Annotated in this window: 17 protein-coding genes; 1 reads left to right on the forward strand and 16 read right to left on the reverse strand. The window is 54.5% G+C overall.

Features of this window, described 5'->3' with window-relative positions:
• Positions 1 to 15: 15 nt before the first annotated feature.
• From yqeK to V4U84_RS13740, 14 genes are all read right to left on the reverse strand, one after another.
• Positions 16 to 603 (reverse strand): bis(5'-nucleosyl)-tetraphosphatase (symmetrical) YqeK, encoded by a 588-nt coding sequence (gene yqeK, locus V4U84_RS13675; protein WP_334077320.1) that lies wholly within the window; start codon positions 601 to 603, stop codon positions 16 to 18.
• Positions 587 to 1180, reverse strand: coding sequence for a nicotinate-nucleotide adenylyltransferase (gene nadD / locus V4U84_RS13680; RefSeq protein ID WP_334075290.1), 594 nt, complete (start codon positions 1178 to 1180; stop codon positions 587 to 589). Before nadD ends, yqeK begins: the two co-directional genes overlap by 17 nt.
• A gap of 21 nt (positions 1181 to 1201) precedes the next feature.
• Positions 1202 to 1492: a ribosome assembly RNA-binding protein YhbY gene (yhbY, locus tag V4U84_RS13685; RefSeq protein ID WP_334075289.1), complete on the reverse strand. Its 291-nt coding sequence runs from the start codon at positions 1490 to 1492 to the stop codon at positions 1202 to 1204.
• Positions 1493 to 1585: 93 nt separating this feature from the next.
• Positions 1586 to 1960, reverse strand: coding sequence for a hypothetical protein (locus V4U84_RS13690; RefSeq protein WP_334077321.1), 375 nt, complete (start codon positions 1958 to 1960; stop codon positions 1586 to 1588).
• A gap of 65 nt (positions 1961 to 2025) precedes the next feature.
• Complete coding sequence (locus tag V4U84_RS13695; RefSeq protein WP_334077322.1) at positions 2026 to 2889, reverse strand: shikimate dehydrogenase; 864 nt, start codon at positions 2887 to 2889, stop codon at positions 2026 to 2028.
• 39 nt (positions 2890 to 2928) lie between these two features.
• Complete coding sequence (gene yqeH, locus V4U84_RS13700; protein ID WP_334077323.1) at positions 2929 to 4056, reverse strand: ribosome biogenesis GTPase YqeH; 1128 nt, start codon at positions 4054 to 4056, stop codon at positions 2929 to 2931.
• Positions 4053 to 4580, reverse strand: coding sequence for a YqeG family HAD IIIA-type phosphatase (locus tag V4U84_RS13705; RefSeq protein WP_334075285.1), 528 nt, complete (start codon positions 4578 to 4580; stop codon positions 4053 to 4055). Before V4U84_RS13705 ends, yqeH begins: the two co-directional genes overlap by 4 nt.
• A 135-nt stretch (positions 4581 to 4715) precedes the next feature.
• Complete coding sequence (locus V4U84_RS13710) at positions 4716 to 6983, reverse strand: DUF4129 domain-containing transglutaminase family protein (RefSeq protein WP_334077324.1); 2268 nt, start codon at positions 6981 to 6983, stop codon at positions 4716 to 4718.
• Positions 6980 to 8230 (reverse strand): DUF58 domain-containing protein, encoded by a 1251-nt coding sequence (locus V4U84_RS13715; protein WP_334077325.1) that lies wholly within the window; start codon positions 8228 to 8230, stop codon positions 6980 to 6982. Before V4U84_RS13715 ends, V4U84_RS13710 begins: the two co-directional genes overlap by 4 nt.
• Positions 8231 to 8233: 3 nt before the next feature.
• Positions 8234 to 9208 carry an AAA family ATPase gene (locus V4U84_RS13720; protein ID WP_416367244.1) on the reverse strand — a complete coding sequence of 325 codons (975 nt, stop codon included), beginning with the start codon at positions 9206 to 9208 and terminating at the stop codon, positions 8234 to 8236.
• A 185-nt stretch (positions 9209 to 9393) separates the two neighbouring features.
• Complete coding sequence (gene spoVAE / locus V4U84_RS13725) at positions 9394 to 9744, reverse strand: stage V sporulation protein AE (RefSeq protein WP_334075281.1); 351 nt, start codon at positions 9742 to 9744, stop codon at positions 9394 to 9396.
• The gene (gene spoVAD / locus V4U84_RS13730) at positions 9741 to 10766 is read right to left on the reverse strand and encodes a stage V sporulation protein AD (protein WP_334077327.1); all 1026 of its coding nucleotides are present in this window, start codon (positions 10764 to 10766) and stop codon (positions 9741 to 9743) included. The genes spoVAE and spoVAD overlap by 4 nt, the downstream gene beginning before the upstream one ends.
• Positions 10766 to 11272 (reverse strand): stage V sporulation protein AC, encoded by a 507-nt coding sequence (gene spoVAC, locus V4U84_RS13735; protein ID WP_334077328.1) that lies wholly within the window; start codon positions 11270 to 11272, stop codon positions 10766 to 10768. The genes spoVAD and spoVAC overlap by 1 nt, the downstream gene beginning before the upstream one ends.
• A 327-nt stretch (positions 11273 to 11599) precedes the next feature.
• Positions 11600 to 11800: a hypothetical protein gene (locus V4U84_RS13740; protein WP_334077329.1), complete on the reverse strand. Its 201-nt coding sequence runs from the start codon at positions 11798 to 11800 to the stop codon at positions 11600 to 11602.
• Between the two features lie 657 nt (positions 11801 to 12457).
• Between V4U84_RS13740 and V4U84_RS13745 the strand changes: the two genes are divergently transcribed.
• Positions 12458 to 13531, forward strand: a complete 1074-nt coding sequence (locus V4U84_RS13745; RefSeq protein WP_334075277.1) for a M42 family metallopeptidase — start codon at positions 12458 to 12460, stop codon at positions 13529 to 13531.
• A 70-nt stretch (positions 13532 to 13601) separates the two neighbouring features.
• Here the strand turns inward: V4U84_RS13745 and V4U84_RS13750 are convergent, their stop codons facing one another.
• Complete coding sequence (locus tag V4U84_RS13750; RefSeq protein ID WP_334077330.1) at positions 13602 to 14558, reverse strand: phosphotransferase family protein; 957 nt, start codon at positions 14556 to 14558, stop codon at positions 13602 to 13604.
• 105 nt (positions 14559 to 14663) lie between these two features.
• A complete protein-coding gene (locus V4U84_RS13755; protein ID WP_334077331.1) occupies positions 14664 to 16700 on the reverse strand; it encodes a beta-galactosidase in 2037 nt (678 codons plus the stop codon).
• Between the last annotated feature and the right edge of the window lie 101 nt (positions 16701 to 16801).

Below are 16801 nucleotides of genomic sequence, written 5' to 3' on the forward strand. Positions count from 1 at the left end.
TTGGTAATATAATGTTCAAACGTCCGGGTTTCGCTTCTTAAGCTCGGCGATCAAATCGTTCCGGGCCAATACCGTCAACGGGAATATCGTCTTTTTCTTCTCCAGCAAAAAAGAGATCGTCGAATCGAATCCGGCCAGAAGCGCCTCTTCCAGATTGACTTCGGCCAGTTCCCGGATGCGCTCCACTCCCGGAAAATCCCGCCCCGGCTCGATATAATCGGCCAGGCAGACGATTTTATCCATCTTGGTCATGCCTACACGGCCGGAGGTATGGTAGCGGACCGCATCAAGTACCTCCGGATCGTCGACGCCGTAATCCCTTTGCGAAATAAAAGCCGCCACCTCGGCGTGAAGCAGCTGCTTGTCGTGCTTCAGAAGCTCCGCGTTCAGGTTGTTCTCCCGAATGACGGCTTCCTGCCGCTCCACCGGCCAGAACTTGGCCAAATCGTGCAGCAGGGCCGCCAGATCCGCTTTGACGGGATCCGCGCCGTACCGGTTGGCCAATTCCGCCGCCGCTTGCATCACGCCTTCGACATGCTTCCAGCGCTTGGCGGGCATTTGCCCCGAGACGATCCCGATCAGTTGTTCACGGCTGTAGACCATACAATCCGCTCCTTACGATATATTCATACACCTCGTCGGGAACCATGTACCGCACCGACTGGCCGCTAGCGATCCTTTTGCGTACGAGGCTGGACGAAATGTCGACCAGCGGCATATCGGCCAGATGCACCGCCCTCTGTATATGCTCGGGCAGCACGTCCAGCTCCAGAAAGCTCCCGGGACGCTGCAAGCCGATAAACTTGAGCATTCCCGTCAACTCTTCGATCCCTTCCCACTTTGGCAGGTAGTTTACCATATCGGCTCCGATAATAAAATACAGCTCCAGATCCGGATGCTCACGCCGAAGTTCCCGGATCGTATCCACCGTATACGATACTCCGCCGCGGCGGAGCTCGATATCGAGCGGTTTAAACGCCGGATTAGCGCGGGTCGCGGCCTCCACCATTTCCAGGCGCTGTTTCCCGCTTACCCCGGCCTGCTGTTTATGGGGAGGAATATGGGAAGGCATAAACCACACCTCCTCCAGACCATACTGCTCCCGCGCGGCTTCCGCCGCCAGCAAATGGCCCAGATGGACCGGATCGAAAGCGCCCCCCATGATACCTGCTCTGCTCATCGCTGTTCTCCCCCCGACCGCTTAAGGAAGCTCAATCTGCTTATATTCTTGGGACTCCTTATATAAAACGATCGTTCTTCCGATCAGTTGCACCAGTTCCGCTCCGGCGCCTTCGGCCAGTTCTTCGGCAATCTCCTTCGGATCGTCCAGATTATTGTTCAATACGGAAACCTTGATCAGTTCCCGACGCTCCAAAGCCTCGGAGATATGACGGATAATCTGGTCATTGGTTCCTCCCTTGCCCACTTGAAAAATGGGCTGCAGGTGATGAGCAAGGCTCCGTAAATAGCGTTTTTGTTTTCCACTAAGCATGTAAGTTCATAACTCCTCTAAATTTATAATGGTAATCATATCCCAACACCTCTTGCGAGGAAAGGGGAACGTTTGCCAAAAATACGGCAATTCTTAACGTAAGGGCAGTTTCCCCAGCCTATAGCTCTCGTGCAACCGGTCCACAAAGGAATTTCGGACACTGTCCTGCATGAGATACGCGCCGATCAGTCTCAGATCATCGCTGACATAACCGGCCAGTTCCGGGTCACCCGTTAGGGCGAACGTCTGCTTGAACGCTTGTTCCCTACAGGACTGCAGCACTTGGTCCTCAACCGTGACGGATGTTTCCGCAAGGGCCTCAAACGCCTGCATCCACGCCTCGGAAAACCCGGGTTCATCCCGTTCCTCCAGATAAGCTTCCACATCCAGACCTTCAAAGGTCTGCCGCGTGATCAATAACTCCCGTGTCAAATCGGCCAGCAAACGCTCCACGTCTTTCCTGCTCATAGAATCCCCCTCGAAAACGGCTGCCGCAGCAGCTTATGCATTTCTGCATTTCTGTAGCTATGACGTTAAACCAGCGTTCCTAAAACCGCGTTACGCATCGCTTCGATTGGCGCCGAAAGGCCGGTCCAATATTCAAAGGCATAGCCGCCCTGATACACAAACATGCCGAGACCGTTGTGAATCCGGCAGTCCTTCTCTTCCGCCCGGATCAGCAGTTCCGTCTTGAGCGGATTGTAGATCAGGTCGCTTACAACTATACCGGAGGGCAAAAGCGCCGGGTCTATCGGCGTTTGTCCGGGATGCGGATACATGCCGACCGACGTTGTATTGATCAGAATATCGATTTCGGGCAGAATCCCGGCGATCTCATTCATTCCGCAGCCCGCCAGCGGGCCCAGCCCGCTCCATTCCGCGGCCAGGCCGCGCGCTTTGTCCGCGGTCCGATTCGCTACCGTGACCCGGCCCGGCTTCTCGCCAAGCAGCGCATGGACGATCCCGCGCGCCGCGCCGCCCGAGCCGAGCACAAGAACGTTCTTGCCGGACAAGTCCGATACCGCCTCCTCTTTCAAGGAGCGAATATAACCGATGCCGTCCGTGTTATACCCCTTCAGGCGGCCTTCGTCATTGACGATTGTATTCACCGCGCCGATTGCCAGCGCCCCCTCGTCCACCTCATCCAGGAAAGGGATACAATTGACTTTGTGGGGGACCGTGACGTTGACGCCGCGAAATCCCAGCGCCCGCACCCCCAGGATCGCTTCTTCAAGAAACTGAGCCTCCACGTGCAGCGGAACGTACGTCCCCGCAAGCCCGGAGGCGCGCAGCGCCGCCTGATGCATGACCGGCGATTTCGATTGGATGACGGGGTCCCCCATCACGCCGAGCAGCAGAGGAAGCTCGGGACTCGTGTTTTGTTCCAAGGCATTCATAGCTTACCCCCTTTGGTCCGTTCCATAAGTGCTGGCCTTTTAGATTAAAGAAGGCCGTACCAACACTTTAATGCCTTTGGGCACATGGACGGCAACGACCGCTCCCGCGTCATTATTGACCTTGATCCAGCCCAGACCGGAAATAAACAGATCGGACCGGCTCCCCTTCGGAATCCGGAATTCGTGCCTTGTCCACTCGGGCAGCTTCTCCAGATTTTCGCGGTTTGGCGGCGAGAGCATTTCGCCGGCATGATCCTTGAACAGATCGTCCGCCCGCTCCAGTTTGGTACGATGCAGCGGCACCCGGCCGCTCGCAAAGCAGGTGAAGGACTGGCGCTCCCCTTGAATGAAATCGAAACGTCCGAATCCGCCGAAGAAGAGGGTTTGCCCTTCATTCAACTGGTAGACCGCCGGTTTCAACGGCTTGTCCGGAAGGAGCACGCCCAAATCCTGCGGGCTGACCAATTCGGTATAGCGGGATGGGTACATGATTCCCGGCGTATCGATGATCGCCTTCCCGTCATCAAGCGGAATATGCACCATATCGAGCGTCGTCCCGGGATATCTGGACACGGTCAGTTCCTGCTCCAGATCGCTGTAATCCCGGATCAGCCGGTTGATCAGCGTCGATTTGCCGACGTTTGTCGCCCCTACGACGTAGACGTCGCGGTCTCCCCGGTAAGTTTGCAGTGCCTCGAGCAAACGGTCAAACCCGCTGTTCTGTTTCGCGCTGCAGAGTACCACATCCTCGACTTTCAGCCCGAGATCCTTCGCTTCTTTCTGTACCCAGTTGCGCACCTTATTCCAGTTGGTGACTTTGGGCAGCAGGTCGGTCTTGTTGACCGCCAGCAGCACAGGATTAGTCCCGATGAAGCGCTGAAGCCCCGAAATCACGCTGCCGTGAAAATCGAAAAGGTCGACGATATGGATGACCAGCGCTTCCTTGCCGCCGATTTGTCCCAACAGTCTTAAAAACTCGTCCTGCTCCACAGTAACGGAAGAAGACTCGTTGTAATTTTTAATGCGAAAACAGCGTTGGCAGATGACCGGCTCCCTCTCCAATGCTTGTTGCGGGGTATATCCCGGTTTATTCTGCTCTTCGCTTTGCAGCCGGATCCCGCAGCCGCTGCAACGGAATTCCAGCCCTTCGTTTCGCTTGTCAGTCATTTCTGTTTTTCCTCCTCCAGCCATAATCCCGACTTCCCGAGCCGATGCTTGACGATTCGTTCCAGCCTGCGGTTGATGCGGGTTCCAAACCCTTCGTCCGCCACGGAAATCGGAAGCACCAGCACGGTAAACAAGCCCTGCCGGTTCCCGCCGAAAATGTCGGTCATCAGCTGGTCGCCGACCACGATCGTTTCTTCGGGACGCAGCCCCATCATATCTATGGCTTTGCGGAAAGCGGAGCCGGCCGGTTTTCTGGCCTTGTGTACATATTCGATATTTAATGGGGTCGCAAACACCGACACCCTGTCCAAATTATTGTTCGACACGATCACGAGTTTAAACCCGGCTTTCTTTACTTTTTCAAACCACTCCACGAGCTCCGGCGTGGCCAGGGGAGCCTTCGCTCCAACCAGCGTATTGTCCAGATCGGTGATAATCCCCCGGTAGCCTTGATCATACAAGCTCTGAAGATCGATATCAAACACGTTGTTTACGCGTAATTTCGGCAAAAATCTTTCAAACAAAATACGTTCACCTCGGTTTCATACGACAAACTATACCATATTCTTACTCGATCTTATCATTTTATTTTAAAAAATAAATTGTCCCCGGCGCAAGCACCGGGGATGGAGCTAAATGTTTAACCGCAAGTTTCCGCATCAGGATTGCGACAAAAACGGAATCCGTACTCTTTTGCGGGTCATGCGGTCTAATTTGTGGCCAAGCTCCAGCACGATTTTCCACTGGCTTACCGAAAACGCCTGGGGGCTATAGCTCGCTTGCTCGAATTCCCGCAGCAGCCTGTCGAGGACGGCAGATATCCCCGGCTCCTGTTCCTTCCAGCGGGCGAACGACTCCCGAAGCGTTTCATCGCCGCTGCGCTCAAAACCTCTGCGCTTCATTTTACCAACGATACGCAGCGTTTCCATCACCGCCTTCTCCGACATCGTCAAAGGCCGGCCTAAGCGCAACCGGAAGAACCCGTAATAAATCGCGGACCGGAGGTGGTAAACGACCCAGGCCACAACGATCGCGAGCGCGAGCAGGAACACCGTCCGGACGGTGGCCGGATCCAGCCGGTCCATCAAGCCGGGATTGGCTTGAGCGACGGTGTCCTCGGGCGGCGTCGCTTCGGCGAGAGCCGGGACATCCTCTTTCTCATCGTACACGATGGGAGCGTCGAATCCCGGCGTCGCCTCGAAAGGAATCCAGCCGTAATCCCCGAAATACAGCTCGGCCCATGAATGGGCGTCCGCATTGTTGACGCGGTAAGCCATCCCGTTCTCGGGGTTCCGCTGGACCAATTCGGGTTCCGGCTGGGACCCCGGCGCATAGCCCTTGACCCATCTGGCCGGGACGCCCAAAGAACGGGCCATCATCACCATGGAGGTGGAGAAATAATCGCAATAGCCCTGCTTGATGTCGAATAAAAATCCGTCGACAAAATCCTTGCTCTTCTTGCGCGTTAGGTCCGGCTTGTTCGTATACTCATAGTTTTGCCGCAAATAAGCTTGAAGCAGTTCCATTTTCGCGTAAGGCGTCGCTCCCTCGGCCGTGACCTGTTGGGCCAATTCGCGCACCCGGTCCGGAAATCCGTTCGGAATTTGCAGATATTCCTTATCCTGTTTTCCCGAATAGAGCTCCTCATAGGTCGCCCCGCGAACCTCCTCCAGCGGAATGACCGGGATGTCCGCCACTACTTTATATTTCCGCGGGTAAAGGCGGTTTGTCGGCTCTTGGCTGCTCAGCGCCTGACCCATACCAAGCCAGAACAATTCCTTTTCCTTGGCGGTCCATTGCATGTTGGCCGAGAAGATCCCTTCATCCAGCAATTCAACGCTCGTCATCGCGTATCCGCCGAATAAAACGGGATACACCTCTTCATTTTGCATCGTGATCGTCTGCTCCACCCGCATAACTTCGGTTTTGGGCGCCCTTTCTTTAAAGGGCAGCGTACCCGTAGAGTTTTCGTGGAACAGCTCATAATCACGCTCTTCCTGGCTCAGATCGGACCATCCTTCCCCCGTATAGTTTCTCCGGGTCTCTCCCCGCCAATAAGAACGGACAGGGCTTTCCACCGACATGACCGGGGTATAGTTGAACTCAAACCCGCCGCCAAGCTCTCTGTCATCCCGGCTGTAGCCGGATTGAACATCCGAACGGTCCCTGCCTCGGTCCGTTGGCGTGTTGGCGGCCGCCGCCGCGGGCAGGGCCGCGCTGTCTCCCGGGCCGGAGGCGCTCTCCCTGTTTTTCCAGGCGGTGTACGGGTCGGTCAAAACCGGAGAGACCGTAGGCATGCTGATCCCGATCAGCAGGATACAGGCAAAAATAGCAAGGATATTGAAGGCGAGCTTAAGCGGCTGACTGCGCATTCTTCTCCAGCCCAGCGGATATTTCAGTTGGAAATTCCGGAAATGCAGGCTGGCCAGCCAGCCGAGTCCGGCGAAAACGGTCCAGGCCACATTTTGCCACAGATAATAGGAAGTAAAAGAGTCCAAAATGGTGAAGGCCAGAATATTTCCCGCCAGAAACAGCAATACGCTTCTTTTTCCGGTCAACAGTTCCAGCGCCAACTCAAATAAAATCCAGGCTCCCAAGGAGAACCAGATGTACGGCACAAAATGCAAGGCCATCCCGTGAAGTTGATCGGGGAAAAAAGGACCGCTCGGCACATAAACTCCCGTTACAACCAACACGACGCGCCACCCCAGAACCACCGCGATCATTTTCACCGACCATTTCCATGGCGGAGTGACCGGCAGTACCTCAATAAGAGCTATCGTAATCAAAGTAACCGTAACCAGCGTCGTTGTTTCCGAAAACCATAGGGGTTCCGTATAGTCCACCCACTGCATACCGATCAGCAAAAGCCACAGAACGGCAAATATCCGATACCAGGAATATTGGCGGTTGACGGCCCGTTTCATAGCTGGCCACCTCCCAGGACAACCGGGAGCTGGCCCAGAGACGATAAAGAAACCCCTCTGAACCCGTGCTTGTGGAGATTGTCTCTCCCGCCCCCCTCACGAGTCGGTGCTTGAAAGGGACTCCCCGTATGAATATGATAAGGGATCATCCGCCGGGTCCGTGCCCAATGCATCACGCTCAGCAATCTTTCGTCAACCAACGGGCTGATAAAGATAAAAAACGCGCCCGGCGCGAAAAAATCCCGTTTGGCCTCTAAAATATCCCGGTGGTTCCCGTACCCTTCGGCGTCGATATCCACCAGGTGATGGAGCATTTGCTGGCGCTCCAGCAGACCCTCCGCGGGCGAAAACCCGCGGAACGGTCTGCCGAGCGTGCACATCCCCATGCTGATTCTTTCCCGGATTGCGTATTCAATCAGCGAAGCCGCCGTCGATACCGCCAATTCAAATTGGGCCGGATCCTGATAGCTGGACGAATGCGCGTCCACAACCAGAATCGTCTTCGGCAGCGATTCATGTTCAAATTCCTTCGACTTCCAGGACCCGGTTTTTGCCGTGGCATTCCAGTGAATCCGCGAGATCCGGTCCCCGTACATATAATCCCGGACCCCGTTGATCTGCGTCGTTTCCCGGCGGGACAGCGAAACCGCCGTCTCGGGTCCGGCCAATCGGGAGTTACGGCTGTAAAGCTGCCACTTTGGCACAAACACCGTTCTCGGCAAAATTCGGAATTCGCCGCCGGCTTGGAACCCACCCTTATGTTTCATTAATCCGAAAATATCCTCGGACTGGCATTCCGTGCTGGCGAACACATACCTGCCTCTTTCCAGCGGCGGCGTCTGGTAAATCAAAAAGCCTTCGTGGTTAAAATGAGGAACGATGCTATCCTCAAAGATCCAGGAGTCTCCGTTATGCCGGCGCAAATGCTCCCTGATCACAATATAAGGAAGCGGGAGGAACCGCGGCGGCTGCACGTGAAGTTTGACCTGAACCTGTTCGCCGGCTTTCAGGATGCCGCTCCGGTCCCCCGTCTGCGATAATGTCCGAGTCCCCTTGATTCTTTTGATTCCGCCAAGCCCGCTAACCGTCCAATAAGCCACCAATAACGTAACCATAGCGAACAGCATCAGCGACGTCTTGCCGCCCTGAAACAAAACATAGAGTAAACAGATCAGCCAGAGGGAAGCCACCTTCCAGAAATTCAGCGAGGTGATCCCCGTTTTGAAATAATCCAGAACCGCGCGCATCGGTTACCGCCCCGCGGACACCGGCACCTGCACCTGCCGCAAAATTTGCTGCAGCACCTGGGTCGAATTCATGCTGTCCAGGCGTGATTCCGGCCGAAGCAGTATCCGGTGTCCAAGCACATAAGGCGCCAGTATTTTTACGTCATCCGGCAGGACATAACCCCGTCCCTGCAAGAAGGCGTACGCTTTGGTTGCGGTCATGAAGGCGAGCGAAGCCCGCGGGGAGGCTCCGAGAAGCACGGCGTCATGCTGACGGGTACGTCTGACGATCTCCAGCAAATAATCCGCCAGCGCATCGCTGATATGCACCTCGCGGATTTCCCGCTGAATCTCCGCAATGCGGTCCATCGTCGTTACGGGCCTGAGCTGGTCGACCGGTTGCCCCTGGCTATGGGTCTGCAGCATGCTTTTTTCGGTGGCCGCATCGGGGTAACCCATCGCGATCTTCAGCATAAACCGGTCGAGCTGGGCCTCTGGCAGCATGTAGGTTCCCTCAAAATCTATCGGATTTTGCGTAGCGCAAAGGATAAACGGATGGGGAAGCGGGTAGGTTACGCCGTCGGCGGTCACGCTGCGTTCCTCCATGACCTCCAGCAGGGCGGATTGCGTTTTGGTCGTCGCCCGGTTGATTTCATCCGCAAGCAGGATGTTCGTCATCACCGGACCCGGTCGGAATACAAAGCGTTCCTCATGCGGATGAAATACCGAAACGCCGGTAATGTCGCTAGGCAAAATGTCCGGGTTGCATTGAATCCGCCGATATTCTCCATCCATGGATTTGGCGAGCGCTTTGATAAGCTGCGTCTTGCCGGTACCCGGTACATCCTCAATCAACACGTGGCCGCCGGCGAGCAAGGCGGTGAGCAGCAATTGGATCTCAAAGGATTTACCAAGAATGCAGGATTCCAAGTTTTCTTTTACAGCGACTATAACGGATATAGATGGCTCGTATACGGGCACGCAGTTCCCTCCAGACATAATTTCATCATGTGCTATAGCTGGCTTGTTATTACTTCTATTGTACATGATGTTAGATATGGAAGTATACTTCACCCTATGCCCGCCGAATACCCGCCGAGACGCTGTTCAGCATTTTCGCCTGAAAAAAGAAGCCCCAAAGAGCCAGAGCAGCCCATTGGGTCTTCCTCATTGTACTTACTCCTTCATCCTTTCGGCCGAACAACGAGGGCTGCCAGGAACGAAAAGATAATCGCCGCGGAAATTCCGGCGCTGGTGACGTCGAATATCCCGGTGATCACCCCGATCCAGCCGTCGCGCTGCAGCTCGGTCAGGGCACCGTGAACCAGGGAGTTGCCGAAGCTCGTAATCGGCACGGACGCACCCGCACCGGCAAATTTGACGAGCGGATCGTACCAGCCCAGCGCATCCATCACCGCCCCGGCCACGACCAAAGTACTCATCGTATGCGCGGGGGTCATTTTAAACACGTCGAACATGATTTGGCCTACAACGCAAAACAGACCGCCAATAACAAAAGCCCACAGAAATATCATCCTTCAAATCCCTCCCTTTCCAAGGCGACGGCATGCGCAATACAAGGGATGGTCTCGCCCTGCTGATAAGACAGCGGGGAGAGCAGCGCTCCGGTCGCGGCGATCAGCACCCGGTTCAGTTCTCCTTTTTTCATTTTTTTCAAAATATGTCCGTAAGTCACCACCGCCGAGCATCCGCAGCCGCTGCCGCCGGCCATCACATACGGCTGCTTCTCCCGGTCATAAATCATCAGGCCGCAATCCTTGAAATCCGTTGCCGCCATGTTGACGCCGTCTTTTTTCAGCACGTCTTTCACAATGGCATGTCCTATCGTCGCTAAGTCGCCGGTAACGATCAAATCATAATCCTCCGGCTTCCTGCCGGTGTCGCGAAAATGGGCGACCAGCGTATCCGCCGCCGCGGGAGCCATGGCTTCCCCCATATTGAAGGGATCCTTGACGCCGAGATCCTGAATGCGTCCGATCGTCGCATGCGTTATTCGCGGCCCCGAGCCGGAGGAAGATACGACTGCGGCTCCCGAGCCGGTGATCGTATACTGCGCGGTAGGTGGTTTTTGCGAACCGTATTCGGTCGGGTACCGGAACTGCTTTTCCACCGTGCAATTATGGCTTGCCGTCGCCGCCATCGTATACTTCGCCCCGCCGGCATCGACGATCAATGCCGCCATGGCCAGACTTTCCATGGAAGTGGAGCAGGCGCCGAACACGCCGATATACGGGGCCCCGATTTTGCGGGCCGAAAAAGTGGCGCTGATAATTTGATTCATCAAGTCCCCGCTGATATAGAATTGCAGTTCTTCCCGGGTAATCCCCGCGTGCGTCAAAGCCAGCGAAGAGGCGTGCTCCAGCAGCTTGCGCTCGGCTTTCTCCCAGGTCTTCTCGTCGATCTCCAGATTGTCGTACACAAAATCGAAATCCCCGCCCAGCGGCCCTTCCCCTTCCTCCGGGCCGACAACGGTTGCCGTCCCGATAATAACGGGCTTTGATTTGAACTCCCAGGTTTGCGAACCGGTCAGCATCATCAGTGTACGCCCCCTAAACCGAAGATTACATGAATAACGCCGACCACAAATGCGGCAACCACGCCGAATACAATCACGGATCCGGCCAGTTTGAACATATTGGCGCCTACCCCAAGGACAAGCCCTTCCGCTTTGGATTCAATCGCCGAGGAACACATGGAATTGGCAAAACCGGTGACCGGCACAGCAGAACCCGCCCCTGCCCATTGGGCGATTTTGTCGTACACGCCCAGCGACGTAAGGATCACGGAAATAATGATCAACACCGCCACAGTTGGGCTGCTCGCTTCCCGGGACGTCATGCCGCCGTAAGTCATGAACAGCTGCTGTATGCACTGGCCGAGCAGACAGATCAACCCTCCGACCAGAAAAGCCTTAAGGCAGTTGGTAAAAACCTTGGTCTTGGGCTTATGTTTTTTGGCAATTTGTTGATAATCCTGTTCCGTCAGAGACATCGTGTTCAATTTTACTCGAGTCCCGGACTTTGATTTCGTTTTTGATGGCAAGCGTGATTCCTCCTTTATTCATCACTTCAAGACAGGGCTTGCGCTGTATCCTCATTATTTGCCATCAAGCTTCTTGTTATGATTGGTAAATCATCCATGGCTGGGCCCGTCCAAATTCACGGGATCCCGTGCTAAAAAACATCCATCGACAAAATGATTTGGAGAAGCAACAAGCTTTCTGCAAGAAATCTGCTTCGAAAGAAAGAAAGCAAGCACAAGCTGCCTGCGCCTTTTAATTAAGAAATCTGGGACAGGCAGCGATAAATCGGAAGAACATTTCACACGACGGCCGTACATGTACCTCAATAGTTCAATTTATATAATTAGCTAATCAGCGGATTCCATACCTGTTACACCACGCCCATACTGGGGCTGCTCCGAAGTCAAATTAACGGGATTTTCTCCAGTTAAATTGATGCTATTCACGCCGTTGGCCACATTAGCTGGAATTCCTCCAGCAAATTTCTCCCCTTCGGCACAAATCAGCCCTCCGCCCGAAAAATAACTGGTGTTATTCCCGTTATTCACGTGCTGCAGGCTTCTCCGCACCTGATTAGCGGGAGTTTTTCCAGTTAATCTGACACTCCTTTGTCGTTCAGACCACGGACATCGCATCAAACCTGACATGGTGCTGCCCATCTAAAGACTTGTCCGCTTCCTTAGCGGCCTTTTGGGACGCTATTGCAGACCGATTCGGCTCCGGGGGAATAATAGCGGCGAAAAAGGGCGTTATTGGACTGTTACGGACCCCGAAATCAGGGTTGTCCCGGCTTTTACTCAAAATAAGGCCCTAAAAATCCGCTATTCCCCACCGCCCAGCCAAATTCGACAAAATAGCGCCGCATAAGGACTTTATTTCCAGGAAATGAGGTACTCCTTGAAACGGCGGTTTTCCTGTGGAAAACCGCCGTTTCATCCCCATTCTCTTATAAATATCCCAGAATGATGACCAGTAAGATGAACAATAGCAAGATTAACAACAAGTCCTTGGTATAGCGCTCCATCATGGCCGCTTCTGCCTCCCTGATTTTCCTGAATCAAACTTGCTGTAGTATATGAGCCCCCGGGGCTCCTTGCTACCTCCAAAGATGGAATTCGCATGACTTCGGAGACGTCACCGGGCAGACATGGACAATCCGTGCAAGGTGGTACATACTATTTAGTAATGGAAGGAGTGTACGATCGATGAACGATAAAACGATGGAGCTGTTCAAACAGCTTACGGAATTCCCCGCGGCCCCCGGGTTTGAACGAGAACTGCGGGCGTGGTTTAAAGACCGCTTGTCCCAGTATACCGGGGAATTCGTGCAGGACCGGCTGGGGAGCCTGTTCGGTGTCCTGCGCGGCAATGACGAAGGGCCCCGGGTTATGGTGGCCGGACACCTGGACGAAGTCGGATTTATAACGACAAGCATCACCGACAATGGCATGGTGCATTTCCAGCCGCTCGGAGGCTGGTGGAGCCAGGCTGTTTTGGCGCAGCGGCTGCAGATCATAACGCCGAAGGGTCGCATCATCGGTGTTGTCGGTTCGATCCCTACGCATCTGCTGGACGAGTCCCAGCGCAGCAAGCCGGTCGATCTTAAAACGATGTATCTGGATATCGGCGCGGACAGCCGGGAGGAGGCCGAAGCGGCCGGTGTCCGTCCCGGACAGCAAATCGTGCCGATTTGCGAGTTTACGCCGATGGTCAACCCGAAGAAGATCATGGCCAAAGCTTGGGATAATCGGTACGGCGTCGGCCTGGCGATTGAATTGATGGAGGCACTGCACCAGGAGAAGCTTCCAAACACGCTGTACTGCGGTGCTACTGTCCAGGAGGAGCTCGGCTTGCGCGGAGCCCGGACGTCGGCGAATCTGATTCAGCCGGATATTTTCTTCGGTCTTGACGCCAGTGCCGCCAACGATATGACGGGAGACAAACGGGCTTTCGGACAACTGGGCCAAGGCGCCTTGCTGCGTATATACGATCCGACGATGCTGACCCACCGCGGAATGGTCGAATACATTCAGGACACGGCAGATACGCACAAAATCAAGTACCAGTATTTCGTTTCCCCGGGAGGAACGGATGCGGGTCAAGTCCACCTTAGCGGCATCGGGGTCCCGTCCACGGTGATCGGGATTTGCTCCCGTTACATTCACACTTCGTCCTCGATCATCCACACGGATGATTATGCGGCGGCCAAGGAGCTGCTGATCCGCCTCGTCAAAGGGCTGGACCGCACCACGCTCAATACGATTTTGGAACGCAGCTAAGCATAATAAAAAGCGCTGGAACAGGGAGAAGAATCCCCCTGAATCCCGCGCTTTTTGTTTACACCAATCTTCACCCGTTGACCGAGTTCCAGGTGTCCGCCAGATGTTCTTGGGCCCAGCGGAGATGGTTCACGTCGCTAAACTGCCGGTAGTAACACTCAATATGAAAAATGAAGGCCAGATATAAATCGTACAGCTTCATCCGCTCCCGCTCGGCGGACGTAATTGTCTCCTTCCCGTAGCCGCGGAAAAAAGCCTGACTTCCCCCGGCTATGGCGCGAAAATAAAATTCCATCAGCGGATCTCCCCACAGCGCCCGCTCACAGTCGATCAAAGCGGTGATCCGCCCGTCTTTTACAAAGACATTGCCGTCCCATAAATCCCAATGGACCAAACTCGGAACGGTTACCTCCGCCAGACTGGCCTCTCGTTTGCCCAAGAGATTCAGAATCGCTTCCTCGTCCGCAGGGAGCTTAATTCTCTTTTCCCGGGCATCCTTCAGCAATCCCGATACCATGTCCGTGAATACCGTCGGCCAATCCTTTCCCTGGTGCTCCTCCCGGGCATAGTACCCAAACCGTTCGCCGCGAATCCGGTTGATACGCCGGTTCATACGGCCCAGCTCCTCTTCAATCTGCGCGCGTTCCTCGCTCGCAAGGCTTTCTTTTACTTTGTTATAGGGATCCCCCGCTATGAATTCCATCAGGAACCATTCGCCGTCCTTATTTCCGATTTCGTCATAATACACTTCGGGTACTGGAACACTGCCGTCCTCCTTCAACAACCGAAGCACCTCTACCTCGGCTTTCATCACATCCCGCTCGTAGGACATCATTCCTTCCCCGGATCGGGGGGCTACCTTTAAAACCGCTTTCAACCCATCATTACAGGTAAGCGCATATGCCGAGTTGAACCACCCGTCTTTTAATTCTTCATAGCCTGCCAGCGTTCTGTGGCCTTGAAAAGCCCGATCTACCAGGGCTTCCAGCTCTTGGCGGGATAGCTGGCGCTTAATTGCATTTTCCATCACGGCTTGCTCCCATCATCGAAAATAGTGGCCCGACGGATTTCGTCGGCCTTTTGAACAGAAGAACCGCCGGTTGTCCGAGGGCCGACGGTTCTTGTTGTATTCCTAATTATACAGTTTGCTTTCCAATATGACGACGCCGCGGCCCGGAACCGTTACGGAACCCGATACCATGGCATTCGCAAGCAGATCTTTTCGTTCGGAGGCGCCGATTTCTACCGCGGAAGCTTCCGCATGGTGATTCAGCAGGAACAGATATTCCGTCCCGCTCTTGACGCGGCGGGCCACTTCCACGCCTGCCGGCGCGTATAGAAGCGGCTTAATTCCCTTCTCCTCGCACAGGTTCTTCATGAACCCTTGGAGGAAATCCGCTTCAGGACTGCTGGCCACGTAATAGGCGCGTCCCGCCCCGAATTTGTTCACCGTCACGACCGGCATGCCTTTATAGAAATCGGCCCCGTACTCCGCCAGCACTTCCGCGCCTTCGGAATGAATGAGGTCGCAGAGCAATCCGCATTCAAACTGCCCTTCCAAGCTCCCCCAAGGCTGCTTCATCACGATTTGGTTCTTCTGATCCGGGAACAGCGCATCGATTTCTTCGGCCCAGATGCCCAGAACGTAGCGCAGTTCTCCCGGGTATCCGCCGGTCGTCACCAGATCGTTCTCATTGACGATGCCGCTGAAGAAGGTGGTCACAAACGTACCGCCGGCGGCTACGAACTCCTCCACTTTCTTGGCAAAGCCCGGTTTGACCATATACATGACCGGAGCAATGACGATTTCATATTTGCTGAAGTCCTCTTCGACGGACACCATATCGCTTTCCACATGCATTTGGAACAGCGCGTCATAATACTTGTGAACTTCATTCACATAGTTCAAGGCAACGGTCGGTCCGCTGGACAATTCGGTCGCCCAACGGTTCTCCCAATCGTAGACGATGCCGATTTTGGCCTCCGTGCGGGCATCCAACAGCGTATCGCCAAGCTGCTGCAGCTCGCGGCCAAGCTCGGCAACCTCCCGGAATACCCGGGTGTGCTCATGGCCGACGTGCTCGATGACAGCGCCGTGATATTTCTCGCAGGCCCCGATAGAGCGGCGCAGTTGGAAGAACAGCACCGTGTCCGCGCCGCGCGCCACCGCCTGGTAGCTCCACAGCCGCATGACGCCGGGACGCTTCAGGGAATTGTAGGCCTGCCAGTTTTGCTGGCTCGGCGTCTGCTCCATGAGCATGAACGGATCGCCGCTCTTCAGGCCGCGCATCAAGTCATGCGTCATCGCCGTGAAGCTGACCGGCGTATCGAGCGAAGGATAGTTGTCCCAAGAGACGATATCCAAATACTTCGCCCACTCGAAATAGTCAAGCTCCGGATAAAAGCCCATCAGGTTGGTCGTGATCGGAATATTCGGCGTATGCTTCTTAATCTCCTCGTATTCCAGACGATAGCATTCCAACAGACTGTTAGACATAAAGCGGCGGTAATCCAGGGAAATGCCCTGGAAATTGGTGCGGTTGCCTCCCCATTCCTCACTCAGCTCGCTCGGAGGAACGATTTCTTCCCAGTCATAAAAGGTATGTCCCCAAAAACGGGTGTTCCATGCCTTGTTCAAAGCATCCAGGTTGCCGTAACGCTCCTTCAGCCATTCGCGGAAACCCAACGCGCAGTTGTCGCAATAGCAGTAGCCCCCGTATTCATTGGAGATATGCCAGATCAGCAGGCCGGGATGGTCCTTGTATCTCTCCGCCAGTTTACCGGCCATACGGGTGGAATGCTTGCGGTAAGTCGGCGAATTCGGACAGGAATTATGGCGTCCGCCGAATTTGCGTTTTCTCCCCTGCACGTCGACGCGCAAGACATCGGGATGTTTTCTCGCCATCCACGCGGGATGGGCTCCCGTGCTGGTCGCCAGACAGATATAGACGCCGCTTTTATAAAGACGATCCATCGTTTCGTCCAATTGCGCGAAATCATAAGTATTCTCGTCGGGTTGGTTCAACGCCCAGGAAAAAACATTAACCGTAGCCACATCGATGCCGGCGAGCTTGAACATCCGTTCGTCCTCTTTCCAGATTTCCGGCTCCCATTGCTCAGGGTTGTAGTCCCCGCCATACCATATTTTCGGCAGCTTTTGATTGATCACTGCGAAACACATCCTTTATTCATGATATAATTATATTCTCATTGTAAAATGTATTGAAATGGCTTTACATATAATATTATTGTCACGATATATAATAATAT

Origin of the sequence: Paenibacillus sanfengchensis, assembly GCF_036864765.1 — a bacterium.
GTDB lineage: Bacteria > Bacillota > Bacilli > Paenibacillales > Paenibacillaceae > Fontibacillus > Fontibacillus sanfengchensis.

Coding starts and splice junctions, on each gene's coding strand:
- V4U84_RS13750 (WP_334077330.1), bottom strand. CDS start 14,558: ATGGAAAATGCAATTAAGCGCCAGCTATCCCGCCAAGAGCTGGAAGCC.
- nadD (WP_334075290.1), bottom strand. CDS start 1,180: ATGAGCAGAGCAGGTATCATGGGGGGCGCTTTCGATCCGGTCCATCTG.
- yhbY (WP_334075289.1), bottom strand. CDS start 1,492: ATGCTTAGTGGAAAACAAAAACGCTATTTACGGAGCCTTGCTCATCAC.
- spoVAE (WP_334075281.1), bottom strand. CDS start 9,744: ATGATATTTCTGTGGGCTTTTGTTATTGGCGGTCTGTTTTGCGTTGTA.
- spoVAD (WP_334077327.1), bottom strand. CDS start 10,766: ATGATGCTGACCGGTTCGCAAACCTGGGAGTTCAAATCAAAGCCCGTT.
- V4U84_RS13695 (WP_334077322.1), bottom strand. CDS start 2,889: ATGAATGCCTTGGAACAAAACACGAGTCCCGAGCTTCCTCTGCTGCTC.
- V4U84_RS13690 (WP_334077321.1), bottom strand. CDS start 1,960: ATGAGCAGGAAAGACGTGGAGCGTTTGCTGGCCGATTTGACACGGGAG.
- yqeH (WP_334077323.1), bottom strand. CDS start 4,056: ATGACTGACAAGCGAAACGAAGGGCTGGAATTCCGTTGCAGCGGCTGC.
- V4U84_RS13745 (WP_334075277.1), top strand. CDS start 12,458: ATGAACGATAAAACGATGGAGCTGTTCAAACAGCTTACGGAATTCCCC.
- yqeK (WP_334077320.1), bottom strand. CDS start 603: ATGGTCTACAGCCGTGAACAACTGATCGGGATCGTCTCGGGGCAAATG.
- V4U84_RS13715 (WP_334077325.1), bottom strand. CDS start 8,230: ATGCGCGCGGTTCTGGATTATTTCAAAACGGGGATCACCTCGCTGAAT.
- V4U84_RS13710 (WP_334077324.1), bottom strand. CDS start 6,983: ATGAAACGGGCCGTCAACCGCCAATATTCCTGGTATCGGATATTTGCC.
- V4U84_RS13720 (WP_416367244.1), bottom strand. CDS start 9,208: ATGTCTGGAGGGAACTGCGTGCCCGTATACGAGCCATCTATATCCGTT.